This window comes from Klebsiella sp. 1SOBk10mer (assembly GCF_046602535.1).
Lineage (GTDB): Bacteria > Pseudomonadota > Gammaproteobacteria > Enterobacterales > Enterobacteriaceae > Klebsiella > Klebsiella quasipneumoniae.
Genome location: NZ_JBKIUP010000010.1, coordinates 84938 through 108665 on the forward strand (window position 1 = coordinate 84938; position 23728 = coordinate 108665).

The window sequence follows — 23728 nt, forward strand, 5'->3', positions numbered from 1 at the left end:
GAGGCGGCGCCTGTCGCCCCGCTCAGCGGCCAGCCCAGCCAGTACTAAGCCGATAAGTTCTCTTATCGGCTTTTTTTATTCCTGCCTGCGCTACCGACGCGCTTCTACGCTTCTCGCCGTAGGTCCGTTGACGCCTGCCCGCCGCGATGCCACAGTATGGTCCCGATAATGGCAATCGCCAGAATCTAACGTCCCGGTAATAAGGATGATAATGGAGAAACGCTTACCCGGCCTCGATCTCGACGCCCTGCGCAGCTTTGTGACCGGCATGGAGTGCGGCAGCTTCGCCCTGGCAGCGCAGCGTCTGGCGCGCTCCACCTCCGCCGTCAGCGCCCAGCTTAAAAAGCTGGAGGGCCAGTGCGGCGCCGCGCTGGTGGTTAAGCAGGGGCGGCACCTGGCGCTGACCGCGGAAGGCGAAAAGTTAATGAGCTACGCCAGACGGCTGCTGGCGCTCAATGATGAAACCCTGCGCGCGCTGCAGGGCGAGCGGCTCACCGGCGAAATTCACCTTGGCATGCAGGAAGATTTTGGCGAATCGCTGATGCCGGGGATCCTTGGGCAGTTTACCCGCCACCATCCGCAGGTGCGGATAGTCGCGAGGGTGGATCGCAATGGCCCGCTGCGCCAGGCGCTGGCGGAGGAGACGCTGGATCTGGCGCTGCTGTGGCAAACCGAAGATCAGGGTCCGGGGCTGGGCCGCTGTTCGCTGGCGTGGATTGCGCATCCTGACTTTGACGTTCGCGCGCTGCTGGCGTCCGGCGAGCCGCTGCCGCTGGTGATGTTCGACAGCCCGTGCCTGATGCGTTCCCGCGCCATTGCCTGTCTCGATGCCGCTGGGATCCCCTGGCAGGTGGTGTTCGTCAGCCACAGCCTGAGCGGCATCTGGGCGGCGGTGCAGGCCGGCCTGGGGCTGACGGTTCGCACCCGCATCGGCATGCCCGGCAATCTGCGCCCCGCCGGCGGACTGCTGCCATCCCCTGGCAGTCTGGCCGTCAGTCTGCAACAAACCCCGCGTCAGGAACCCCATTCCGCCGCGGTCGCGCTGCTCGGCGAACTGATGACCGAGGCCCTGCAGGGGTGGGTTGAAAGGTGACAGTGTCACGATAACTCCCCTAACCCTCTCCCGAAGGGAGAGGGAACCGTTCGGCAGTCACCGGCAAGGGGTATTCTGCGCCGTTCCCGTTTCAGTGCCCGGTGGCGGCTGCGCCTTACCGGGCCTACACGCGGCTCCGTAACCCCGTAGGCCGGGCAAGCGCAGCGCCGCCCGGCATCAGGTATAAGGCCTGGAGGGATCCATCCGCCAGAGGCCTGCGCCGCGGGTCAGGCTTTGCTCTCCTGCAACAGCTGCTGGATCACCTGCTCCTGGCGGGCATAATCCCCTTCGCCGAAGGCGGTATAGCGAAGCTGCCCGCGAGCGTCAAAAATGTAATGCGCCGGCCAGTATTGATTGCCAAAGGCGTTCCAGATGCTGTACTCATTATCCGCCACCACCGGGTAGGTTATTCGCCACTCCTTCACCGCCTGGCGCAGCAGCGGCAGCGAACGCTCCCAGGGATATTCAGGAGTATGCACGCCAATCACCACCAGCCCGGCCGCGCGGTATTTGTTCGCCCAGTCGCGCACGTAAGGCAGGGTATGCTGGCAGTTGATGCACTCCCGGGTCCAGAAATCCACCAGCACCACTTTGCCCTTCAGACGCTCCGGGGTTAACGCCGGGCTATTGAGCCATGCGCTGCCCCCCACCAGCGAAGGCATGGCGCTGCTGGGCTCGGGCATAGCGATCGGTTGCAGAACCATTTTCTGCGTCGGCTGCGGCAGACGGGCGGCCAGCCGCTGCTCCAGCGCCTGACTCCACCCTCCCGCGCTTTGCAAATAGCGGTCGCCGCCGCTGGCGATCAGCGCCACCGAGGCCAGCATCGCCACCCCCGCCAGCCGGCGCAGCCGTTCGCCGAACGCCAGCCCGCGACGCAGACGGGCAATCAACGTCGCGCCGCACCACCCGAGCAGGAATAACATCAGCGCCCCGCCGCTGCCGTAGGCCAGCAGCAACCCACCGGTGGTCGCCTGGCCCGAATGCACAAAGCCCAGGCTCAGTATCGCCCCCAGTACCGGCCCGGCGCACGGCGCCCACAGCAGACCCACCGCCAGCCCGGCCAGCAACGAACCGATCCAGCCGCGCTGGCGTGAGCTGGCGTCGTTAAGCTGATTCCCCAGCGCCACCAGCGGTGAAGTCAGCCGCTGTGCGATGCGCTGCGAAAGCAGACTCAGCCCGACAAGGGCGAAGAACGCCAGCGCCAGGCTGCGTCCAACCAGAGTCAGATTGACCACCCAGCCGCTGGTGACCGTCACCAGCCACGAGACAGCGCCAAACATCAGCGCCATTCCCGCCAGCATGATCGCCAGCTGCCCCCGGCGGCCCCGGACGCTGGCGAACAGCAGCGGGATCACCGGCAGCGTACAGGGGCTCAGCAGGGTTAACATCCCACCGAAAAACGCAATTAATATCGACATCGCCTTCTCCTCATTGTGTCGTCGCTGCCGGGAGTGGCAGCCACGACATTACAGCAAGGAGATGTAGGGCGGATGTGTCAGGAAAGCGGGAGAATTGTCGGCTTAGTTTTCCAACTGCGCCGGAGATACAGCAGGATACAATCCCTGCGCGGCGAGACGCACGCTGGCGTCCAGCCCGCCCTGCGGGCGGTTGGACAGGCGCAGCGTGCCGTTCATCTGGCTGACCAGCTGCGCGGCGATCGCCAGTCCCAGACCGGTGCCGCCGGTATCGCGATTGCGCGAGGCCTCCAGGCGAAAAAAGGGCTGCAGCACCGCCTGCAGCGATGCCTCAGGGATCCCCGGCCCCTCATCCAGCACATGGATAGTGATATCCCCGGCGGCGTCGCGGGTCAGGGTTACCGTTACCGTGGCGCCGAATTTCAGCCCGTTATCGATAAGGTTAGTCATCACCCGACGCAGGGCCTGCGGTGGGATCCACACCACTCCGGCGCTCTCCTCGGGGCAAAACCGCACCGGCCGGCCAACGTCGGCATAATCGCAGGCGATACTGTCGAGAAAGGCGTCAAGGTTAAGCCGCTGGCGCGCCTCCGCCAGCGGCTGCGAGGTGCGGGCGAAGGCGATACCTTCGCGCACCAGGCGGGTCATATTGTCGAGATCCTGCAGCAGTTTGTCGCGCAGTTCCGGCTGGTCGGCCATCTCCACCCGCAGCTTCATCCGGGTGATCGGCGTTTGCAGATCGTGGGAGATGGCGGCGAGGATCCGCGCCCGCTCCTGCAGATGATCGTGGATGCGGGTCTGCATCGCGTTAAACGCGCGTGCGGCACGGCACACCTCCTCCGGCCCCTGCTCGGCCATGGTTCCCGCCGTGTCGCTGGCCGGCTCAAGCGCATTCACCGCATGGGTAAAACGGGTGATGGGCAGCAGTACCTGGCGAACCGCGTACCAGGCGCAGGCCAGCAGGAGGACAAACTGAGCGATCAGCACCACCGGTAGCCAGCGGGCGATGGGCGGTAGCTTCGGCCACAGGTCGAGGGTCAAGGGGGCGCCATCGTGGAGGGTAATATGGGCCTGGATATGCTGACGCGGACCGGGGATCGCCACAATACTCACCGGATATTGTGCGCTCAGCGCCTCCTGCAGGGAGCGCGCCGCGTCCCGGGCGCGCCAGCTGTCCGGGTAGTCGCCGCGTTCGCCGGCGTCCAGCTGATAGCGGTAGTTGCCGCGCGCCAGCTTCGGCAGCCATTGCGGGCGTTCAGCGGGCGGCAGACGGTCGAGGATCGCCACGCTGGTGGCGACATCAGACGCCAGATTGCCCAGCATCACACTGCGGGCGCTGCTCATTCGCTCATAAAACAGCAGCGACAGGGTTAAGGTGTTCGCCAGCAGCAGCGCCAGAAACAGCAGCGCCATCAGCCTCGACTGCAGCGAGACGGGCCAGAACCTCATTCATGCCTCTCGCGGATGGAGACCGGGACCGACAGCACATAGCCTTCGCTGCGCACCGTCTTAATATAGGCCGGCTCCCGGGCATCCTCCCGCAGGCGCTGACGCAGTCGGCTCACCAGCAGGTCGATTGACCGTTCGAACAGTTCGGCGTCGCGTCCCTGGGTCAGATTAAGCAGCTGATCGCGGTTCAGCACCCGCTGGGGATGGTCGAGAAACACCCGCAGCAGTCGATATTCCGCCCCGCTGAGGGCGACAATCGCCCCGCTGTCGTCCAGCAGATGGCGGGCGGCGGTATCGAGCAGCCAGTCGCCAAACGCGATCAGCCTGCCCGCCTCGGTGATCTGCAGGTTGGGCGGCAGCGCCCGGGTGCGGCGTAAAATGGCCTTGATGCGCGCCAGCAGTTCGCGGGCCACAAAGGGCTTCACCAGATAGTCGTCCGCCCCCATCTCGAGGCCGAGGATCCGGTCGCTGTCGTCGGTGCGGGCGGTGAGCATCAGCACCGGAATATCCTGCTGCGGGTTAGCGCGCAGCTGGCGACAGAGCGTTAAGCCATCCTCGCCCGGCATCATGATATCCAGCACAATCAGGTCGATTTGATGGTTTTTAAGCACCGACCACATGGCTTTGCCGTTCGCCGCGCCGCTGGCGCGGTATCCCGATTTTTCCAGATAGTCGACAATCAGTTCCCGGATGTCGCGGTCGTCATCGACGACCAGGATGTGGTCAATACGCTCCAAAGGCTGCTCCTGCGGCAAAATAAACTCTTCACAAGCATAAGCCGTGTTGCCGGAAGCGCAACGTCGCGCCGCCGGCAAGTCGCGGGTTACAACCGATCGGCGTCCACCACCGCCTGCACAAACGCCGTCGGATCCTCCTGCGGCGGGTTATGGCCTACCGCCCCCGGCAGATCCCGGTGCTCATATTTACCGGTAAATTTGGCCCGGTAGCTGGCCGGAGCCGGATGCGGCGCGCCGTTATTCGCCCCTTCCAGAGTGATGGTGGGCACGTTTATCGGCGGCAGCGCCGCCAGCCGTTGTTCATAGCCGGCATACTTCGCTTCCCCCTTCTCCAGCCCCAGGCGCCAGCGGTAGTTGCTGATGGTGATCGCCACGTGGTCCGGGTTATCCAGCGCCTGGGCGGTTTTGGCAAAGGTCGCGTCGCTGAATTGCCACTGCGGAGACGCCTGATGCCAGATAAATTTCGCAAAGTCGTGGGTGTTCTGCCGGTAACCGGCTTCGCCGCGCGGGGTGGCAAAATAGAACTGATACCACCACGACAGCTCCGCCTGCGGCGGCAGCGGTTTTTCGCCAATCTGCTGACTGCTGATCAGATACCCGCTCACCGAGACCAGGGATTTCACCCGCTGCGGCCACAGCGCGGCGACGATATCCGCCGTGCGCGCCCCCCAGTCAAAGCCGGCCAGATCTGCCTGCCTGATGTTCAGGGCGTCCATCAAATGGACAATATCGGCCGCCATCGCCGACGGCTGACCATTACGCGGCGTTTTCGCCGACAGGAAACGGGTGGCGCCGTAGCCGCGCAGATACGGCACAATCACCCGGTAACCCTTCTGCGCTAAAGCCGGCGCCACCTGGGCATAGCTCTGAATATCGTAGGGCCAGCCGTGCAGCAGAATCACCGGCTGGCCGTCCCGCGGACCGATATCCACGTAGCCAATATTCAGATCGCCAGCGTGGATCTGGTGGATTTTGTCGAACGCCCCCGCGTCTTCAGCGGCGCAAACGGCGGCGGACCACAGGGTGGATAACCCCAGCGCCGCGGCGCTGGTATACCGGATCAGGGATAATCTGTTCATCGCTTTCTCACCTTTTATCTTCGTCAAGAGAGTACGTGACCAGTTAAGCGGAAATTTGTATCCGCCATGTGCCCGACCGGGGCCATTTTTATCTCTTAATGTCAGGAACCCGCCGCGGGATACAGTGTGATACACAGTTCACGTTGGCAATTGTTGCGGGCTTGTGAATTTCTGCTTGCCCCCGGGCATAAATCCGCTACCGTGTCAGCCATTTTTACCACCTGATAACCCAGGAGCCCGCTATGGCGATTTTTGATGGTCACAATGACCTGCTGCTGAATCTCTGGCTTCACCATCGCGAGGATCCGGTGACCGCCTTCTTTGCCGGGATAGAGAACGGCCACCTCGATTATCCGCGTATTCTCCAGGGCGGTCTGGCCGGCGGCCTGTTCGCCCTCTTTGTGCCGCCGCAGGAGTACATCGCCCGTATGGCGCCGCAGTACGCCAGCCAGGCGTGGGATCCATTAACCATCCTCTGGCAGCAGCTGGCTATTCTCAAGGCGATTTGCGCCCATGACGCCAGCCGCGCGCGGCTGTGCCTGAGCGCGGCGGATATCGAACGCTGTCGTCAGGATAAAGCGCTGGCGATGGTGGCGCACATCGAAGGCGCCGGCGGGTTCGACGCGCAAGGCGACGATCTGCAGGACTTTTATCGCGCCGGGGTGCGTAGCATCGGTCCGTTCTGGAATATCGCTAATCGCTTCGGCTGCGGGGTCACCGGCGCCTTTCCCGGCAGCCCGGACAGCGGGCCGGGTCTTACCGGCGAGGGCATCGCGCTCATCGCCCAGGCCAACGCCCTGAAGATGCAGATCGATGTTTCGCACATGAATGAACAGGCTTTTTGGGATACCGCCCACCATTCCACCGCCCCGCTGGTGGCCACCCACTCCAATGCCCACGCCCTGTGCCCGCAGCCGCGCAACCTGACCGATAGGCAACTGCGGGCGATCCGCGACAGCGGCGGCGTAGTGGGCGTCAATTTCGGCAACGCCTTCCTGCGCGCCGACGGACGGCGCGATAGCGACACGCCCATCGCCACCATCGTCCGGCATATCGACTATCTTATTAACATAATGGGTGAGGATCATGTGGCCCTCGGTTCGGATTTTGACGGCGTCACCCTGCCGGACGCGCTGGGGGATGTGGCCGGCTTACCGCTGCTAATCAATGCCTTGCGTGACAGCGGCAATGATCAATTGGTGCTGGATAAGCTGCTGTGGCGTAACTGGCTGCGGGTATTAAAACATGTTTGGCAACAATAGGTTATATTGTAAACATAAAGTTAAATCCTTACAGATTCCGGGTTGATCTCTCACCCGGTGAAGCGCAATATGCGGCGGCCGTCACAGATCCTGCATTATCCGTGAGGCCTGTGGTCATTTTTAAGAGGAACAAAACATGTGGAAGAAACCTGCTTTTATCGATTTACGTCTCGGTCTGGAAGTGACGCTGTACATTTCTAACCGCTAATCGCCCCGCCCGCCGTTCGCGCGGGCATCTTTTTACATTACCCGGTCCGTCTTCATGTTCATTAAAGTCCTCGGTTCCGCCGCCGGCGGCGGTTTCCCGCAATGGAACTGCAACTGCGCCAACTGCCAGGGTCTGCGCGACGGCACGATCCAGGCCAGCGCCCGCACCCAGTCGTCGATCATCGTCAGCGATAACGGTCAGGAGTGGGTGCTGTGCAACGCCTCGCCGGATATCAGTCAGCAGATCGCCCACACGCCCGAGTTAAATAAAGCCGGCGTGCTGCGCGGAACGCATATCGGCGGCATTATTCTCACCGACAGCCAGATCGACCACACCACCGGGTTACTGAGCCTGCGCGAAGGCTGCCCGCACCAGGTGTGGTGCACCCCGGAGGTCCATGAGGATCTCTCCACCGGTTTCCCGGTGTTTACCATGCTTCGACACTGGAACGGCGGCCTGGTGCATCACCCCATCGCGCCGCAGCAGCCTTTTACCGTTGACGCCTGTCCTGATTTGCAGTTTACCGCGGTGCCTATCGCCAGCAACGCGCCGCCCTATTCACCGTATCGCGACCGGCCGCTGCCGGGCCATAACGTGGCGCTGTTTATCGAAAACCGCCGCAACGGGCAGACGCTGTTCTACGCACCGGGGCTCGGTGAACCGGATAAGACCATTCTGCCATGGCTGCAAAAAGCGGATTGTCTGCTGATCGATGGCACTGTCTGGCAGGATGACGAACTGCAGGCCGCCGGCGTTGGGCGCAATACCGGCCGCGATATGGGCCACCTGGCGCTCGGTGATGAGCACGGGATGATGGCCCTGCTGGCCTCCCTGTCGGCAAAACGTAAAATTCTTATTCATATCAATAACACCAACCCGATCCTTAACGAGCGGTCTCCCCAGCGCCAGGCGCTGACGCAACAGGGGATTGAAGTGAGCTGGGACGGGATGGCTATCACCCTTCAGGAAACCGCATGCTGATCACCGACACGCTGTCGCCGCAGGCCTTTGAAGAGGCCCTGCGGGCCAAAGGCGCCTTCTACCATATTCACCACCCTTACCACATCGCCATGCATAACGGCGACGCGACCCGCGAGCAAATTCAGGGCTGGGTGGCGAACCGGTTTTACTACCAGACCACCATTCCGCTGAAAGACGCGGCGATCATGGCCAACTGCCCGGACGCGCAGACCCGGCGCAAATGGGTGCAGCGGATCCTCGACCACGATGGCAGCCATGGCGAGGACGGCGGGATTGAAGCCTGGCTGCGGCTGGGAGAAGCGGTCGGTCTGAGCCGCGACGATCTGCTCAGCGAGCGCCACGTCTTGCCCGGCGTGCGCTTCGCGGTGGATGCCTATCTTAATTTCGCCCGTCGCGCCTGCTGGCAGGAGGCGGCCTGCAGCTCTCTGACCGAGCTGTTCGCCCCGCAGATCCATCAGTCGCGCCTCGACAGCTGGCCGCAGCACTACCCGTGGATCAAAGAGGAAGGCTATTTTTACTTCCGCAGCCGTCTGAGCCAGGCCAACCGCGACGTGGAGCATGGCCTGGCGCTGGCGAAGGCCTACTGCGACAGCGCTGAAAAACAGAACCGGATGCTGGAGATCCTGCAGTTTAAGCTCGACATTTTATGGTCGATGCTTGACGCCATGACCATGGCCTATGCCCTGCAGCGCCCGCCCTATCATACGGTCACCGACAAGGCGGCCTGGCACACGACCCGACTGGTGTAACCATGCAAAAAACCTCCATCGTCGCCTTTCGTCGCGGCTACCGTCTGCAGTGGGAAGCTGCCCAGGAGAGCCATGTGATCCTCTATCCGGAGGGAATGGCTAAACTCAATGAGACCGCCGCGGCGATCCTCGAGCTGGTCGATGGCCGGCGCGACGTCGCGGCAATTATCGCCGTGCTCAACGAACGCTTCCCGGAAGCCGGTGGCGTCGATGACGACGTCATCGAGTTCCTGCAGATAGCCTGTCAACAGAAGTGGATCACCTGCCGTGAGCCAGAGTAAACCCGCCGTCAATCCGCCGCTGTGGCTGCTGGCGGAGCTAACCTACCGCTGCCCGCTGCAGTGCCCCTACTGTTCGAATCCGCTGGACTTCGCCCAACAGGACAAGGAGCTGACCACCGAACAATGGATCGAGGTCTTTCGCCAGGCGCGGGCGATGGGCAGCGTACAGCTGGGCTTTTCCGGCGGCGAGCCGCTGACCCGTAAAGATCTGCCAGAGCTGATCCGCGCCGCGCGCGACCTCGGATTCTATACCAACCTGATCACCTCCGGCATAGGGCTGACGGAGAGCAAACTTGACGCCTTCAGCGAGGCCGGGCTGGACCATATCCAGATTAGCTTCCAGGCCAGCGATGAGGTGCTCAACGCTGCGCTGGCCGGTAACAAAAAAGCCTTCCAGCAGAAGCTGGCGATGGCCAGGGCGGTAAAAGCGCGCGACTACCCGATGGTGCTCAACTTCGTTCTTCACCGGCACAACATCGATCAGCTGGATAAAATTATCGCGCTGTGCATTGAGCTGGAAGCGGATGACGTTGAGCTGGCCACCTGCCAGTTCTACGGTTGGGCGTTCCTCAATCGCGAGGGGCTGCTGCCGACCCGGGAACAGATCGCCCGCGCCGAGCAGGTGGTCGCCGACTACCGGCAGAAAATGGCCGCCAGCGGCAATCTCACCAACCTGCTGTTTGTCACCCCGGACTATTACGAAGAGCGGCCGAAAGGCTGCATGGGCGGCTGGGGATCGATTTTCCTCAGCGTTACCCCGGAAGGCACCGCCCTGCCGTGCCACAGCGCGCGTCAGCTGCCGGTGGCGTTTCCGTCGGTGCTGGAGCAGAGCCTGGAGTCGATCTGGTATGACTCGTTCGGCTTCAATCGCTACCGCGGGTATGACTGGATGCCGGAGCCGTGCCGCTCCTGTGATGAAAAAGAGAAAGACTTCGGCGGCTGCCGCTGCCAGGCCTTTATGCTGACCGGCAGCGCCGATAACGCCGACCCGGTGTGCAGCAAATCGCCGCATCATCACAAAATCCTCGACGCCCGGCGCGAAGCGGCCTGCAGCGACATAAAAGTCAGCCAGCTGCAGTTCCGCAACCGTACCCGCTCGCAGCTGATCTACAAAACCCGGGACCTGTAATGACGCTGGCGACACGCACCGTCACGTTGCCGGGCGGCCTGCAGGCCACCCTGGTCCATCAGCCGCATGCCGATCGCGCCGCGGCCCTGGCGCGGGTCGCCGCCGGCAGCCACCACGAACCATCGCGCTTTCCCGGTCTGGCGCACCTGCTGGAGCATCTGCTGTTTTACGGCGGTGAGCGCTACCGGGATGATGACCGGCTGATGGGCTGGGTGCAGCGCCAGGGCGGAAGCGTGAATGCCACCACCCTGGCCCGCCACAGCGCGTTCTTTTTCGAGGTCGCCGCCGATGGTCTGGCTGACGGTGTCGCGCGTCTACAGGAGATGCTGCAGGCGCCGCGGCTGCTCAGGGAAGATATTCAGCGTGAAGTGGCGGTGATTGACGCCGAGTACCGCCTGATCCAGCAGCATGAGCCGTCGCGCCGGGATGCCGCCGTGCGCCACGCCGCCAGCGCGCCCGCGGCCTTTCGCCGCTTTCAGGTAGGCAATGCCGACGTGCTGGCGGGCGATCTCCCTGCACTGCAGGCGGCGTTACGTGATTTTCACCACACCCATTACGTCGCCCGGCGGATGCAGCTCTGGCTGCAAGGGCCGCAGTCGCTGGAGGCGCTCGGCGAGCTGGCGGCCCGTTTCGCCGTCGGGCTTGCCGCAGGCGAGGCTCCGCCGCCGGCGCTGCCGCTGCGCCTGGGCGAGTCCACTGCACTGCAGCTGGCGGTCTCCAGCCAGCCCGCGCTGTGGCGCTGCCCGCTGATCGCCTTAAGTGACAACGTCACGTTATTGCGCGAGTTTTTGCTTGATGAAGCCCCTGGCAGCCTGATGGCCGGGCTACGCCAGCGTGGCCAGGCGCAAGAGGTGGCGCTGAGCTGGCTGTATCAGGATCAGCGCCTCGGCTGGCTGGCGCTGGTCTTCGCCAGCGACCGGCCGGAACAGGTCGACCAGCAGATAACCCACTGGCTGCAGGCGCTACGGCAGACGACGCCAGACCAGCAGCAACACTACTATCAGCTGTCCTGGCGCCGTTTTCAAACGCTGTCGCCCCTCGATCAGCTGCGCCAGCGGGCATTCGGCTTTGCCCCCGGCGGGCCGCCCGTCGGGTTCGCCGATTTTTGCGCCGCCCTGCAGGCCGCCCCCACGGTCAGCCTGGCCTGCCAGACCATTTCCCCAGGGGAGCCTGTTGCCACCCAGGGCTTTAGCCTGCCGCTTAGCCGGTGGTGGCGCCGCCCGGTCTCTGACCCGGCGCTGGAATTCGCTTTTTATCCGCAAGCCGCTGGCGGCCTCGCCGCGGAAAACCCGGAGAAAGCCGCGCCGCTGCTCCACCTCCCGTCACCGGGCGAGCCGCCGAGGCTCCTGCTCCGACCGCCCTTCTACTGCTCGCCCGATATGGCCGAAGGGCTGGCGCGCGGGGAACAGCTGCGCCCGCTGCTCGCCGCGCTGCGCCACGCCGGGGGCCGCGGCGAGTGGCATCGCGTCGACGGCAGCTGGCAGTTGCTCCTGCAGTGGCCAGCGTCCGGCCAACGGCCGGCGGCGATTCTGCAGGCCATTGTGCGGCAGCTCGCACTCCCGGTCGCCCCGCTGGCCCCGCCGCCGGAGAGTATTGCTATCCGTCATCTCATGGCTTTGCTCCCCGATCGGTTGGGCGCATCAGAGCATCAGGAAGGTTGGCTGGCGGCTCTGACCGGCGGCAGCGCAGAGGATGCGCAGTGGATCGCGCGACAGCTGAGCCTGCTTAGCGCCCGGGTTAACCCGCCGGGCAACCTCTCTGGCCCCTGCCGCCGCGGCGTCGAACGGCTGACTTTCCCCGGGGGCGATACAGCGCTGCTGGTCTTTATTCCGCTGCCGGAAGGCGCCTCGCTGGCGGCCCTGCGGGTGCTGGCGCAGCGCTGTGAGCCACTCTTTTTCCAGCGCCTGCGGGTGGAGCAGCAGATCGGCTATGTGGTGAGCTGCCGCTATCAGCGCGTCGCCGATCGCGACGGGCTGCTGATGGCGCTCCAGTCCCCGGATCGCCGCGCCGTGGCGCTGCTGCGCTGTTGCAACACCTTTCTGCGCCAGCTGCCGCCGCTGGATGAAGCGACCTTCAGGCCGCTACAGCAGCGCCTGGCCGCACAGGTTCGCACCCGGACGCCGCCCGAGGCGCAAGCGCTGGCCGTCCTGCGTCAGAAGTATGGTTTAGCGGAGCTGACGCCGCAGACGGCTGACGCGCTGCGCGTTGAAGAGGTCGACGACCTGGCCTACGAGATGTCCCGCCGTCGTCGCCGCTGGCAGGTACTGTTCACTGCCGGGGATTAATGGCCGGGGGCATCAGGGGTCAGATAGGCACTGACGAAGCGCGAGAGGATCGCCGCGGCCTGCGGGCTCTCCTGCACTTCATCGTGTAATCGCTTCGCGTCGATGCCCTCCGCCTGCAGCACCGCCTCCCGGTAGCGGATCAGCGAGCGGGCAATCGGCGCGGTGAATTCCGGGTGAAACTGCGTGGAGACCGCGTGCGGCCCGTAGCGCACGATCTGGTGGGGATCGTGGGAGGATGCGGCCAGCACCGTGGCCCCCTCCGGCAGACGGGTCACGGTTTGCAAATGGCTCAGATGCGCGGGAAATGCGGCCGGCAGGCCCCGCAGCAGCGGGTCGTCGACACCCCACGGCGATAGCGAAACGGTCTGGCTGCCGCTTTCCCGTCCGGCGGAATGATACGCCACCTCGCCGCCCAGGGCATGAGCCATCAGCTGATGGCCATAGCAAACGCCGAACAGCGGCATGCCGATAGCCACCGCCTGACGGACCCAGTCGGCGGTCCGTTCGCTCCATGCCAGACGGTCGGTCACCATCGCCCAGGAGCCGGTCAGCACCGCCACCGTCTGGCGATCCGGCGCCGGCAGCGGCTCGTCCTCAAACACCCGTACCGCGGTGAGCTGCGCCTGCCACGGCGCCAGCAGCGTGCGGAACCAGCGCGGCAGATCGCCATGCTCCTCACGGATGGCTGCCGGCGGCGTCCCGGTCTGAACCAGCAATAATCGGTTACGTGTCACCCTTCCTCCTCGCTCGTCATGTTCCCTAAAATACTATGCCGCCGGGAAGATGACGGGACAAATAACCAATTTCTATGAACGATGCGCCTGCGGAATAAGTCCAGCCGCTTACTGGGCGTCCGCGCTCTCCCGCTGCGGCACGTCGGCTGCGGCCGCCGGCGCCTGCTGCGGGACAAAAATATGGTCCAGAATGGCGCGCGCCGTCGGTCCGGCCACCACCCCATCCCCGCCGCCGTTCTCCAGGATTAGCGCCATCGCCACCTTCGGATGCTGATAAGGGGCAAACAGGGTATAGAAGATGTGATCCCGCAGACGCACCGGGATCATTTTGGCGTTATAGGTCTGGTTTTGCTTCAGACTGAACACCTGCGAAGTCCCGGACTTCGCCGCAATCTGGTACGGCGCGGTATGGAACAGCTTGTAGCCGGTGCCGTTGGGCAAATTCGCCATCCCGTACATGCCGTTGCGCACAATGCCCCAGTACGGGGATTTTGGATCGCCCACCTGCGGCAGGTTCGCCGGCTGCTGATAGCGTTCCACATGATTGCCCTGCTTCATCGAATAGAGCAGATGCGGGTCCTGCACCTTACCGTTGTTCAGGAGCGTGGTGAGCGCTTTCACCATCTGGATGGGGGTGGCGATCCAGTATCCCTGGCCGATACCGACGGAGATGGTATCCCCCTGGTACCAGGGCTTTTTATGCACTCGCTGTTTCCACTCCCGGCTGGGCAGCACCCCGCTATACTCCTCATTGAGATCGATGCCGGTGGACTGGCCGTAGCCGAATTTGCTCAGCCACTCATGGATCCGGTCGATGCCCATCTCGAAGGCAACCTGGTAGAAAAAGGTATCCGCCGACTCTTCAATGGCTTTGGTCACGTTGAGCATGCCGTGGCCGGTTTTCAGCCAGTCGCGGTAGCGACGCTGCGTGCCCGGCAGGGTCCACGTCGGCGCCCCGAAGAAGGTGGTGTTCGGCGTGATCACGCCGGCGGAGAGCGCCGACAGCGCCATATAGGGCTTCACCGTCGAGGCCGGGGGATACAGCCCCTGGGTGACGCGGTTGATCAGCGGCCGGTCCGGGTTATCCAGCAGCGATTTATAGGCCTGATAGCCGATACCTTTGACGAACGGGTTAGGATCATAGCTGGGGCTGGAGACCATCGCCAGCACCCCGCCATCCCGGGGATCGACCACCACCACCGCCGCGCGCTGCCCCTTCAGTACCGACTCAATATACTGCTGCAGGTGCAGGTCAAGGGTCAGGTAGAGGTTTTTCCCGGCCACCGGCGGTACTTCTTTCAACAGACGCACCACCCGGCCGTGGTTGTCCACTTCCACCTCCTGGTAGCCGGTGGTGCCGTGGAGCGCTTTTTCGTAATAACCCTCGATCCCCTGCTTGCCGATATTGTGGTCGGCAGCATAGTTCTCCTCTTCGCCATCTTTCGCCAGCCGCTGCAGGTCGCTGTCGTTGATTTTCGACACATAGCCCACCACGTGCGCCAGCTCTGCGCCGTAGGGGTATTCACGCTGCTGATAGCTCTCCACCGTCACCCCGGGGAAACGGAATTCGTTGACCGCGAAGCGGGCCACCTCCACGTCGCTGAGGTCGGATTTGAGGGTAACCGCTTTATAGCGGCTGCTGTGGTGCATATCGTCGCGGAAGCTGGCGATGTCGTCCGGCGTCAGGTCGACAATCGGCGTCAGGGTTTGCAGCAGCGCGGCCATATCGGGAATTTTGCTCGGGATCACCTGCAGGCGATACAGGGTAATATTCTGCACCAGCGGTATGCCGTTGCGATCGAATATCAGCCCGCGGCTGGGGGCGATGGGCAGCATTTTAATATCGTTTTGGTTGGAGCGGGTCTGGTAGAAATCGTGCTGCTCCACCTGCAGATGGTAGAGGTTGAAAATCAGCACGCCAAAGCAGACCACCACCAGCAGAAAGGCGATTGCGGCCCGGCGGATAAACAGCATCTCTTCCGCGGAGTGGTCGCGAATTTCATCTCTCAAAAGGGGCATTAGCGGTACATCACCTGGATCACGGGAAAAGCCAACGGCGTAACGGCCGGGAAGCATAGCCTTATCGCGGCGTTAGCCCTACTGAAAGGTTGCTAATGATCTGGCAGAAATGTTTCAGCATGTTAGAGCCTGGAGAGCCTTTCTCTGTGGCAGAAAGGCGTCAGGGTGCGAGGTTAGCCAGCGACGGATATCGCTGGCCTCCCTTTTCCCGACAAACCCGGTTATTTTCTGGCCTCAAAAGCGATCTTAACCGCCATTCCGGCCAGTACCGTCGCCATCAGCCAGCGTTGAAATTGTTGCCAGCCCGGCCGCCGGCTAAGAAATAACGCCACCTGCCCGGCCAGCAAGATAATCAGGCCGTTCACCGCCACACTGATTAATACCTGAGTACAGCCTAACATTAACGACTGGCTGAGCACGCTACCGAGTCCGGGGGTGATAAACTGCGGCAGCAGGGACAAATAGAGGATAGCAACTTTGGGGTTCGCCAGGCTGGTGATAAATCCCATCAGAAACAGCTTACGCCCACTGTCCGCAGGTAATTCACGCACCGCGAATATCGGCCTCCCTCCTGGTTTTATCGCCTGCCACGCCAGATAGAGCAAATAAGCGACCCCGCATAAACGCAAGGCATCGTAGGCATAAGGGACCGCGAAAACCAACGCGGTAATGCCGAAAGCGGCACACAGCATATAGAAGAAAAAGCCCACGGCAACCCCGGCAAGGGAGATAAAGCCAGCGCGTTTTCCCTGGCAAATCGAACGCGAAGTGAGATACATCATATTGGGGCCGGGGGTTAACACTAATCCCAGCGCCACCGCGGCAAAGGCCATTAATGAAGCGAATTCAGGCATAACTTATCTCCAGATAGCGGTAATGCCCAGGCGCGCGGCGACGTCGACCATGCTCCCCAACAGTATTCTGTCTTTAGCGCCAGTCACATGGTGTCTAAGTATTAGCTTATTCTGTGTCCGCCAACAACCCCTGCGCCGGGCATTCGTTACGCTCGCTCAGCGGAAAACCCTCATCCTTTTCTCATAGTAAAATTGTCATATCTCAAACAATTAGCATTCCTTCGGCCCGATTGACGCAGATCGTTTCCTTTGCCGTCTCGTTACGTCTATGGTTAATGGTGAGGTGTATTTTTTACCCCTGGATCCGCCAGGTCATATAAGAGGGTGTTTCGCCCTTCGTTGAACGGAATTAGCTATTAAATCCGTAGACTCATTCAAATATCGCTTATTGGTAGCAGTGTATATCGTAACGGCATTCACAAAAGCAAACGGAGCCTGATATGAGCACGTCTAACGACCCATCCAACAACGCATCCGCCGGAAAGTGCCCTTTCCACGCCGAGACGCCCAAGCAGAGCGCCGGCAGCGGCACCGGCAACCGCGACTGGTGGCCTAACCAGCTGCGTGTCGATCTGCTGAACCAGCACTCCAGTCGTTCCAACCCGTTGGGTGAGGATTTTAACTACAGGGAAGAGTTTAAAAAGCTCGATTACTCCGCGCTGAAGGCTGACCTCAGAGCGCTGCTGACCGATTCGCAAGAGTGGTGGCCAGCAGACTGGGGCAGCTATATCGGTCTGTTTATTCGTATGGCCTGGCACGGCGCCGGCACCTACCGCACCGTTGACGGTCGCGGCGGCGCGGGTCGTGGGCAGCAGCGCTTTGCGCCGCTGAACTCCTGGCCTGACAACGTCAGCCTAGATAAGGCCCGCCGTCTGCTGTGGCCGGTGAAACAGAAATATGGCCAGAAAATCTCCTGGGCCGACCTTTACATGCTGGCGGGTAACGTGGCGCTGGAAAACGCCGGCTTCCGCACCTTCGGTTTTGGCGCCGGTCGTGAAGATGTCTGGGAACCGGATCTGGACGTTGACTGGGGCGATGAGAAAGAGTGGCTGGCCCACCGTCACCCGGAAAGCCTGGCGAAACAGGCCATCGGCGCCACCGAAATGGGGCTGATTTACGTTAACCCGGAAGGACCGAACGCCAGCGGCGAGCCGCTGTCCGCCGCCGCGGCCATTCGCGCCACCTTCGGCAATATGGCGATGGACGATGAAGAAATAGTCGCGCTGATCGCCGGCGGCCACACGCTGGGTAAAACCCATGGCGCCGCAGAAACCAGCCACGTCGGCGCCGAGCCGGAAGCCGCGCCGCTGGAAGCACAGGGCCTGGGCTGGCACTCCAGCTACGGCAGCGGCGCAGGCGCGGATGCCATTACCTCCGGTCTGGAAGTGGTCTGGACGCAGACGCCCACCCAGTGGAGCAACTACTTTTTCGAGAACCTGTTCAAATACGAATGGGTGCAGACCCGCAGCCCGGCGGGCGCTATCCAGTTCGAAGCCAAAGACGCCCCGGAAATTATCCCGGATCCGTTTAACCCGGGGAAAAAGCGCAAACCGACCATGCTGGTCACCGACCTGACCCTGCGCTTCGACCCGGAGTTTGAGAAGATCTCCCGTCGCTTCCTCAACGACCCGCAGGCTTTTAACGAGGCCTTCGCCCGGGCGTGGTTCAAGCTGACCCACCGCGATATGGGGCCGAAATCCCGTTACCTCGGGCCGGAAGTGCCAAAAGAAGATCTGATTTGGCAGGATCCGCTGCCGGCGGCCACCCATCAGCCGAGCGCGGAAGACATCGCCAGCCTGAAAACCGCCATCGCCGGCGCCGGCCTGTCGGTGAGTGAGCTGGTATCGGTAGCCTGGGCCTCCGCCTCCACTTTCCGCGGCGGCGATAAGCGCGGCGGCGCCAACGGCGCGCGTCTGGCGCTGGCCCCGCAGAAGGACTGGCCGGTCAATGCTATCGCCAGCCGGGTGCTGCCGACCCTACAGGCGATCCAGCGAGCTTCCGGCAAAGCGTCGCTGGCCGATATCATCGTGCTGGCTGGCGTGGTCGGCGTTGAGCAGGCTGCGGCGGCGGCTGGCGTCAGCGTCAACGTGCCGTTTACCCCTGGCCGCGTCGACGCCCTGCCTGAGCAGACCGACGTCGAGTCGTTTGACCTGCTGCAGCCGCTGGCGGATGGCTTCCGCAACTACCGTCGCATCGAGGGCGGTGTGTCGACGGAAACGCTGCTGATCGATAAAGCGCAGCAGCTGACCTTAACCGCTCCGGAAATGACGGTTTTGGTGGGTGGACTGCGCGTGCTGGGCGCCAACTACGACGGCAGCAAACACGGGGTGTTTACCGACCGCGTCGGCGTGCTCAGCAATGACTTCTTCGTCAACCTGCTGGATATGGCCACCGTCTGGAAACCGGCCGATGATCGGGCGGAGCTGTTTACCGGCAGCGACCGTAAAACCGGCGAAGCGAAGTACAGCGCCACCCGCGTGGATCTGGTGTTTGGCTCCAACTCGGTCCTTCGCGCCCTGGCGGAAGTGTACGCCTGCGCCGACGGGCAGCAGAAGCTGGTGCATGACTTTGTCGCCGCCTGGACCAAGGTGATGAACCTCGACCGTTTCGACCTGTGATCCCCTCGCCCCGGCACCCGCCGGGGCTTTTTTTATACCGCCCGCGGCAGCTGTTGCAGGCGGCTCCGCGTTCGCTGAATATCCTCCAGTTCCACCCCGGCCACCAGCGTCTCCAGGTCGCAGCGGGTCACCAGCAGCAGGCGGATCTGCTTTTCATACAACACATCAATCACGTTGATAAAGCGCTGCTGGGCCGCCGGCCCTACCGTGGCTAGCGGCGGCACCTCGTCCAGTAACCAGACGGCATAACGTTCGCTGAGCGCCAGATAGTCCATCACCGCCGTGGCGGCCTGGCAGAGCTGGGCAAAAGAGAAATGGAGCAAGGCGGGTGACGCCGCGGCCGCCTGCAGCGTGCGGTAGCCTACCTCCAGCGGGACCGGTTCGGCAGGCAGCGAGGGCAGCTCGTACAGCTGACGCTGTGATTCGCCCGGGTTAACCCATAGCCGCCCGCTGCAGAAGGCGTTATCCTGGCTCAGATGCCGTTCGCGATAATCCTCCTCGCCGTTAAGTGCGACGACCGCCAGGTGGGCGCGGATCAGCGCGATCGACGGTAAAAAGCGATCGTGATACAGCGGATTAGGCAGCAGCATCTCCGGCGGGTAGTTAGAGGTTGCCAGCAGCACGATGCCCCGTTGAAAAAGGTGTTCCAGCAGCGCCTTCATCAGCATGGCGTCGCCGGGGTCGTGAAGATGAAATTCGTCGAAACACAGCAGGCGGCAGCCGGAGGTCATCTGCATCATCACCGTCTGCAGGCCGGGCGCGCCGGGGGCATTCAGCCGCTGGTGCAGTTCGCGGAAGAAGTGATGAAAATGGACCCGACGCCGGGCGGCAAGCGGCAGGCTGGCAAAAAAGTGATCGAGAATATAGCTTTTCCCTCGCCCGGTGCGTCCCCAGACGTACAGTCCCTGCGGCGTGCCGGGCGCGGACAACAGCTGCTGGCCCAGGGCGTCCAGGCGAGCGATGAGCGACAGCTGATCGTCGTCCAGCGTCAGACGGGCACGCGCCGCCTGCTCGGCCATCACGCGGGTAAAGCGAAAATCAGCCGTCGTCATAGTCTGGCCAGATTCCGACGGCACACATCCATTATTTAACATTCTTATAACCTCCGGCAGGAGGCCATTCTAGCCGCTTTACCACGGGTTGGCGAATCGCGCGGCCAGCGGCCGTTTCCGCTGCCCCACCGCCTGTCTCTACGCTTCTCCGACGCGCCAGTGTACCGAGGTGACGTTCTGCTGAACGCCCACTTGCGCCATAATCTGCGCCAGCGTTTTCTGATGCTGCTTATGGCTAATCAGCTCCGCGCAAATCTCCAGCTGATCCGCCGTGTCTGCTGCCGCCGACTGTAATCCCTGCAGGGTGAACCTCTGCTGCTGAGCAATATTCAGCAGCAGCTGACGCACGGCCTTTTCATGCTCGCGCAAACAGGTGACGCGTAAGATATAGCGTTTTTCTTCGTCACCGGCGCCCGGCAAGGCATGAATACGCTGCGCCGCTTCGCGGAGCAGGATATTGGCGCACAGAATAATCAGCGTCGCCGCCGTCGCGTTCCAGAACTGCCCCAGGCCGCAAAGGACACCGATACCGGCCGAGCACCACAGGGTGGCGGCGGTATTGAGGCCGCGAACGTTCATGCCATCGCGCATAATCACTCCCGCCCCCAGGAAGCCGATACCGGAGACGATCTGCGCCGCAATGCGCCCCGGGCTGTCCGGCGAGGCCGACATCGCGCTAAGAATAAACACCGCCGCGCCGGTGGCCACCAGCGCATTGGTCCGCAAACCGGCCATACGTTGCCGCCATTGTCTTTCCGCGCCGATCAGCGCTCCCAGCAGCATTGCCGCGAGTAAATGTGTCATATAAGGAAATACCATCGCGCCTTCCTCCAGATAACAGAAAGCAATAAAAATGTATTGATGTCGCGCTCAGCCGCGCCGGGCAATTAGCGGGCGGATGATGGTGGAGGAAATAAGGTGGTGGGAAACAGAAACATAACGATGCCTCTCGCGTTCGGTCGCGAATCACTACATTCAGGGAGGCAATCCGGTAATCAAAGATTGCTGCCCGCCGGTTCGGCAAGCAGCGAAAATAGTCGCGTTAACTTGCCGGAGAATAACAATAAGGATGACTGTCCAACGCATGACTCCTGTATGAAAGTGGGCACATTATAGCCCGGCGCAATAGCGGGTAAAGCGGGAAAACGCCGCCAGTGAGGATTCGTTTACTCTGTCTGGCCCTGGGCCTGGCCCTGCGCAGCGCGACATAGCCTGGCGGAGAACATTGCCGCCCACGGTGATTTACTTCAATTCTTCCCTTGGCGTGCGGCGAAAAGCAGCATGAATATCATCTTTTACCCTGCATGGCGCGATCTTACGCTAAAGATTGCCGTTAACGCTAAAGATTAAAAATTTAAAACTATTAACAATCACTTAACATTAGCAGGCAAACCATTCTTCCTGAGGAACACAACACCATGTCTACCACCCAGGTTCTCGGCGAATCGCCCTATGCTTCGCCAGGACAACCGCACGCCAGCTTAACCGGACGCATTGACGCGCTGCCCGCCTCCTTCGGGTTATGGTCGTTTATCACCCTACTCTCCCTCGGCGGCTTCTTTGAGCTCTACGATTTGTTCCAGACCGGGTACATCAGCGCGGGCCTGCTGGCGGAGGGTATTTTCCACACCGGCGCGGCGGGGATCTTTGGCATCGCCGATCAGGCGGCCTTTGCCTCCGCCACCTTTATGGGGCTGTTTATCGGCGCGAGTCTGCTGGCGCCGCTGGCGGACAAGCTGGGGCGCCGCCTGACCTTTATGGTGGCGCTCGCCTGGTACGGCTTTTTCTCGCTGCTGATGGCGACCCAGAGCAGTGCGGAAGGAGTGATCTTCTTCCGCTTTCTGGTGGGAATCGGCCTCGGCATTGAGCTGGTGACCATTGACACCTACCTCAGCGAATGGGTACCTACCCACCTGCGCAATAAAGCCTTCGCCTTTGCCTTCTTTATTCAGTTCTTGTCGGTTCCGGCGGTAGCGCTGATGTCCTGGATATTGGTGCCAACCACCCTCTTCGGCCTCAGCGGCTGGCGCTGGGTGATCATCTTCGGTGCGCTGTTCTCGCTGGCGATCTGGTTTATCCGCAAAAAGCTGCCGGAGTCAGCCCGCTGGCTGGAAAGCAAAGGGCGGCATGATGAAGCGCATGCGGTGATGTGCGCCATGGAAGCCCGCTGCGGCCTGACGCCGTCGCCGAAGCATGTGCAGGCGGCACAGAGCGTCGTCAAACGCGGCACCTTCGGCGAAATCTGGGCGCCGCAGTACCGGCAGCGAACCCTGATGCTGATGGTGATGAATTTCTTCCAGGCGATCGGTTTCTTCGGCTTTGGCAACTGGCTGCCAGCGCTGCTTTCCGGTCAGGGGGCCAGTATCACCCACAGTCTGCTGTACGCCTTCTTTATCACCCTCGCCTATCCGCTGGGCTGCCTGTTCTGCACCCGCTTCGTGCATCGCTTTGAGAACAAGTGGCAGATCGTACTCTCCGCGCTGATGACCGTCATCTTCGGCACCCTGTTTGCGCTGCAAAACAATCCTATCCTGCTGGTGATCTGCGGGTTTATGATCACCTGGTCCAACGCCTGGCTGACCATCAGCTACCACGCCTACCAGGCCGAGGTCTTCCCGACCCATATTCGCGCCCGCGCCGTCGGCTTCTGCTACTCGTTCAGTCGTCTCTCGACCGCGGTGACCAGCATCCTGATCGGCATTATTCTGCAATATGCCGGCACGCCGGGGGTGATTAGCTTTATCGTCGTCAGTATGCTGATGGTGATGCTGTCGGTGGGGATCTTCGGCCCGAGAACCCGGGGCATTCGACTGGAGAATATCTGAGGCTGGCCTCAGCCAAAAATCCCCTGCGCCTCGGCGAAGCATTTTTCCGCCAGGGACGAGACCGGCTCCTGCTGGCGCATAATCAGCGCCAGCTGCGAATCGACCTGGGTTTCGGCGATCGGCAGAATTTCAAGATTATCGCTCAGCGCTTCGAGGCCGTTGTTAAGCGGCATAATGGCGCAGCAGATCCCCGCCTGCACCGCCTGGATAATCTGAAACGTTGAATCGCTTTCAAAGACAGACGTCGGGGTTAGCCCTTTGGCCTTAAAGCTGATTTCAATGGATTCCCGGTAGTACATTCCCTTGGTCAGAAAGCCAAGGGGCAGCGCCGCCAGCGTATCCCAGCCCGGCGTCCCGGCGCTGAAGTCGAAATGGCGTTTATCGTGCAGCAGTCCCATCCGGGTTTGCGGCAGCCGGGCGATCTTAAACAGGCGTTCATCCAGATGCTGCAGGTAACAGATCCCCAGGTCCAGCTGGTTGCGGCTGACGCCATCGATAATCTGCTCCGAGGTCATTGACAGCAGGCTGAACTGCAGCGCCGGGTATTTCTCCGCGAGGGGTTTAATCAGCTGCATCGGGTTGAGGCTCGCCAGTGGCACCATACCAACCCGCAGCTGGCCGACCATCTGCCCGCGACAGATGGCCGCCTCCGCCGCCAGGCCGTCATGGGCGGCAAGCACCGCCCGCGCCCACGCGAGGATCCGCTCCCCCTCAGGGGTAAAACCCTCAAAGCGCTGCCCGCGCTGGATAAGGGTCAGGTTCAGCTCCTCTTCCAGATTACGAATGCGCATGGAGAGGGTTGGCTGGGTAATATGGCAGGCTGCCGCCGCCTGGCCAAAATGGCGCGTCTGATCGAGCGCGATCAAATACTTGAGTTGCTTAATATCCATTCTCTTTCCCGTTTGAACCCCGCCGTTCACCCCCGGGGCCGCGCACAGGTTACCAGAATGTTAGTTTC

At 62.1% G+C, this 23728-nt stretch carries 20 protein-coding genes and 1 riboswitch; of the genes, 10 read left to right on the forward strand and 10 right to left on the reverse strand.

Annotated elements, in window-relative coordinates:
* Positions 1 to 199: 199 nt before the first annotated feature.
* Complete coding sequence (locus ACLH1I_RS21540) at positions 200 to 1093, forward strand: LysR substrate-binding domain-containing protein (RefSeq protein WP_032425865.1); 894 nt, start codon at positions 200 to 202, stop codon at positions 1091 to 1093.
* Positions 1094 to 1320: 227 nt separating this feature from the next.
* Here ACLH1I_RS21540 and ACLH1I_RS21545 read toward each other — a convergent pair whose 3' ends face one another.
* From ACLH1I_RS21545 to ACLH1I_RS21560, 4 genes are all read right to left on the reverse strand, one after another.
* Positions 1321 to 2511, reverse strand: a complete 1191-nt coding sequence (locus tag ACLH1I_RS21545) for a cytochrome c biogenesis protein/redoxin (protein WP_032456107.1) — start codon at positions 2509 to 2511, stop codon at positions 1321 to 1323.
* A gap of 102 nt (positions 2512 to 2613) precedes the next feature.
* Positions 2614 to 3957 carry a sensor histidine kinase gene (locus ACLH1I_RS21550; protein WP_198080062.1) on the reverse strand — a complete coding sequence of 448 codons (1344 nt, stop codon included), beginning with the start codon at positions 3955 to 3957 and terminating at the stop codon, positions 2614 to 2616.
* Positions 3954 to 4694: a response regulator gene (locus tag ACLH1I_RS21555; RefSeq protein WP_017900551.1), complete on the reverse strand. Its 741-nt coding sequence runs from the start codon at positions 4692 to 4694 to the stop codon at positions 3954 to 3956. Before ACLH1I_RS21555 ends, ACLH1I_RS21550 begins: the two co-directional genes overlap by 4 nt.
* Before the next feature lie 86 nt (positions 4695 to 4780).
* Positions 4781 to 5773, reverse strand: coding sequence for an alpha/beta fold hydrolase (locus tag ACLH1I_RS21560; RefSeq protein WP_096833360.1), 993 nt, complete (start codon positions 5771 to 5773; stop codon positions 4781 to 4783).
* Positions 5774 to 6015: 242 nt separating this feature from the next.
* Between ACLH1I_RS21560 and ACLH1I_RS21565 the strand changes: the two genes are divergently transcribed.
* The 7 genes from ACLH1I_RS21565 (at position 6016) to pqqF (ending at position 12668) form a co-directional block, all read left to right on the forward strand.
* The gene (locus ACLH1I_RS21565; RefSeq protein WP_151628629.1) at positions 6016 to 7035 is read left to right on the forward strand and encodes a dipeptidase; all 1020 of its coding nucleotides are present in this window, start codon (positions 6016 to 6018) and stop codon (positions 7033 to 7035) included.
* 136 nt (positions 7036 to 7171) lie between these two features.
* On the forward strand, positions 7172 to 7243 hold the full coding sequence (gene pqqA, locus ACLH1I_RS21570; RefSeq protein WP_002905689.1) for a pyrroloquinoline quinone precursor peptide PqqA: 72 nt from the start codon (positions 7172 to 7174) through the stop codon (positions 7241 to 7243).
* 54 nt (positions 7244 to 7297) lie between these two features.
* Positions 7298 to 8224 (forward strand): pyrroloquinoline quinone biosynthesis protein PqqB, encoded by a 927-nt coding sequence (gene pqqB / locus ACLH1I_RS21575; protein ID WP_048324310.1) that lies wholly within the window; start codon positions 7298 to 7300, stop codon positions 8222 to 8224.
* A complete protein-coding gene (gene pqqC / locus ACLH1I_RS21580) occupies positions 8218 to 8973 on the forward strand; it encodes a pyrroloquinoline-quinone synthase PqqC (protein ID WP_004143685.1) in 756 nt (251 codons plus the stop codon). The genes pqqB and pqqC overlap by 7 nt, the downstream gene beginning before the upstream one ends.
* 2 nt (positions 8974 to 8975) lie before the next feature.
* A complete protein-coding gene (gene pqqD / locus ACLH1I_RS21585; RefSeq protein ID WP_004202592.1) occupies positions 8976 to 9254 on the forward strand; it encodes a pyrroloquinoline quinone biosynthesis peptide chaperone PqqD in 279 nt (92 codons plus the stop codon).
* Positions 9241 to 10383 carry a pyrroloquinoline quinone biosynthesis protein PqqE gene (gene pqqE, locus ACLH1I_RS21590; protein WP_023318333.1) on the forward strand — a complete coding sequence of 381 codons (1143 nt, stop codon included), beginning with the start codon at positions 9241 to 9243 and terminating at the stop codon, positions 10381 to 10383. The genes pqqD and pqqE overlap by 14 nt, the downstream gene beginning before the upstream one ends.
* Positions 10383 to 12668, forward strand: a complete 2286-nt coding sequence (gene pqqF, locus ACLH1I_RS21595; protein ID WP_198080063.1) for a pyrroloquinoline quinone biosynthesis protein PqqF — start codon at positions 10383 to 10385, stop codon at positions 12666 to 12668. Before pqqE ends, pqqF begins: the two co-directional genes overlap by 1 nt.
* On the opposite strand, the gene ACLH1I_RS21600 is transcribed toward pqqF, so the two are convergent.
* The 3 genes from ACLH1I_RS21600 to ACLH1I_RS21610 form a co-directional block, all read right to left on the reverse strand.
* Positions 12665 to 13402, reverse strand: coding sequence for a glutamine amidotransferase (locus ACLH1I_RS21600; RefSeq protein ID WP_109882894.1), 738 nt, complete (start codon positions 13400 to 13402; stop codon positions 12665 to 12667). The two genes, pqqF and ACLH1I_RS21600, sit on opposite strands and share 4 nt — an antisense overlap.
* A gap of 108 nt (positions 13403 to 13510) precedes the next feature.
* A complete protein-coding gene (mrdA, locus tag ACLH1I_RS21605) occupies positions 13511 to 15421 on the reverse strand; it encodes a penicillin-binding protein 2 (RefSeq protein ID WP_017900544.1) in 1911 nt (636 codons plus the stop codon).
* A gap of 221 nt (positions 15422 to 15642) precedes the next feature.
* Entirely contained in the window at positions 15643 to 16275 is a 633-nt protein-coding gene (locus tag ACLH1I_RS21610; RefSeq protein ID WP_004202603.1) for a LysE family translocator, read from the reverse strand.
* A 17-nt stretch (positions 16276 to 16292) separates the two neighbouring features.
* Positions 16293 to 16372: riboswitch (ZMP/ZTP riboswitch) on the reverse strand.
* Positions 16373 to 16715: 343 nt separating this feature from the next.
* Here ACLH1I_RS21610 and katG point away from each other — a divergent pair.
* On the forward strand, positions 16716 to 18893 hold the full coding sequence (katG, locus tag ACLH1I_RS21615; RefSeq protein ID WP_004202604.1) for a catalase/peroxidase HPI: 2178 nt from the start codon (positions 16716 to 16718) through the stop codon (positions 18891 to 18893).
* Between the two features lie 32 nt (positions 18894 to 18925).
* Here the strand turns inward: katG and zapE are convergent, their stop codons facing one another.
* Both zapE and ACLH1I_RS21625 read right to left on the reverse strand, forming a co-directional pair.
* Positions 18926 to 19987: a cell division protein ZapE gene (gene zapE / locus ACLH1I_RS21620; RefSeq protein ID WP_032425868.1), complete on the reverse strand. Its 1062-nt coding sequence runs from the start codon at positions 19985 to 19987 to the stop codon at positions 18926 to 18928.
* A 96-nt stretch (positions 19988 to 20083) separates the two neighbouring features.
* On the reverse strand, positions 20084 to 20764 hold the full coding sequence (locus ACLH1I_RS21625) for an MgtC family protein (protein WP_004202612.1): 681 nt from the start codon (positions 20762 to 20764) through the stop codon (positions 20084 to 20086).
* A gap of 599 nt (positions 20765 to 21363) precedes the next feature.
* Here ACLH1I_RS21625 and ACLH1I_RS21630 point away from each other — a divergent pair.
* Positions 21364 to 22770: an MFS transporter gene (locus tag ACLH1I_RS21630; RefSeq protein ID WP_004202615.1), complete on the forward strand. Its 1407-nt coding sequence runs from the start codon at positions 21364 to 21366 to the stop codon at positions 22768 to 22770.
* A gap of 8 nt (positions 22771 to 22778) precedes the next feature.
* Here ACLH1I_RS21630 and ACLH1I_RS21635 read toward each other — a convergent pair whose 3' ends face one another.
* Positions 22779 to 23660 carry a LysR family transcriptional regulator gene (locus ACLH1I_RS21635; RefSeq protein ID WP_004202617.1) on the reverse strand — a complete coding sequence of 294 codons (882 nt, stop codon included), beginning with the start codon at positions 23658 to 23660 and terminating at the stop codon, positions 22779 to 22781.
* Positions 23661 to 23728 lie beyond the last annotated feature (68 nt).

Bases quoted from the DNA above. Each gene is read 5' to 3' on its own strand.
- mrdA (WP_017900544.1), bottom strand. From the start codon at position 15,421: ATGCCCCTTTTGAGAGATGAAATTCGCGACCACTCCGCGGAAGAGATG.
- ACLH1I_RS21545 (WP_032456107.1), bottom strand. From the start codon at position 2,511: ATGTCGATATTAATTGCGTTTTTCGGTGGGATGTTAACCCTGCTGAGC.
- ACLH1I_RS21550 (WP_198080062.1), bottom strand. From the start codon at position 3,957: ATGAGGTTCTGGCCCGTCTCGCTGCAGTCGAGGCTGATGGCGCTGCTG.
- ACLH1I_RS21625 (WP_004202612.1), bottom strand. From the start codon at position 20,764: ATGGTATTTCCTTATATGACACATTTACTCGCGGCAATGCTGCTGGGA.
- ACLH1I_RS21635 (WP_004202617.1), bottom strand. From the start codon at position 23,660: ATGGATATTAAGCAACTCAAGTATTTGATCGCGCTCGATCAGACGCGC.
- pqqC (WP_004143685.1), top strand. From the start codon at position 8,218: ATGCTGATCACCGACACGCTGTCGCCGCAGGCCTTTGAAGAGGCCCTG.
- katG (WP_004202604.1), top strand. From the start codon at position 16,716: ATGAGCACGTCTAACGACCCATCCAACAACGCATCCGCCGGAAAGTGC.
- zapE (WP_032425868.1), bottom strand. From the start codon at position 19,987: ATGTTAAATAATGGATGTGTGCCGTCGGAATCTGGCCAGACTATGACG.
- ACLH1I_RS21610 (WP_004202603.1), bottom strand. From the start codon at position 16,275: ATGCCTGAATTCGCTTCATTAATGGCCTTTGCCGCGGTGGCGCTGGGA.
- ACLH1I_RS21565 (WP_151628629.1), top strand. From the start codon at position 6,016: ATGGCGATTTTTGATGGTCACAATGACCTGCTGCTGAATCTCTGGCTT.
- ACLH1I_RS21630 (WP_004202615.1), top strand. From the start codon at position 21,364: ATGTCTACCACCCAGGTTCTCGGCGAATCGCCCTATGCTTCGCCAGGA.
- pqqF (WP_198080063.1), top strand. From the start codon at position 10,383: ATGACGCTGGCGACACGCACCGTCACGTTGCCGGGCGGCCTGCAGGCC.
- ACLH1I_RS21560 (WP_096833360.1), bottom strand. From the start codon at position 5,773: ATGAACAGATTATCCCTGATCCGGTATACCAGCGCCGCGGCGCTGGGG.
- pqqB (WP_048324310.1), top strand. From the start codon at position 7,298: ATGTTCATTAAAGTCCTCGGTTCCGCCGCCGGCGGCGGTTTCCCGCAA.
- pqqD (WP_004202592.1), top strand. From the start codon at position 8,976: ATGCAAAAAACCTCCATCGTCGCCTTTCGTCGCGGCTACCGTCTGCAG.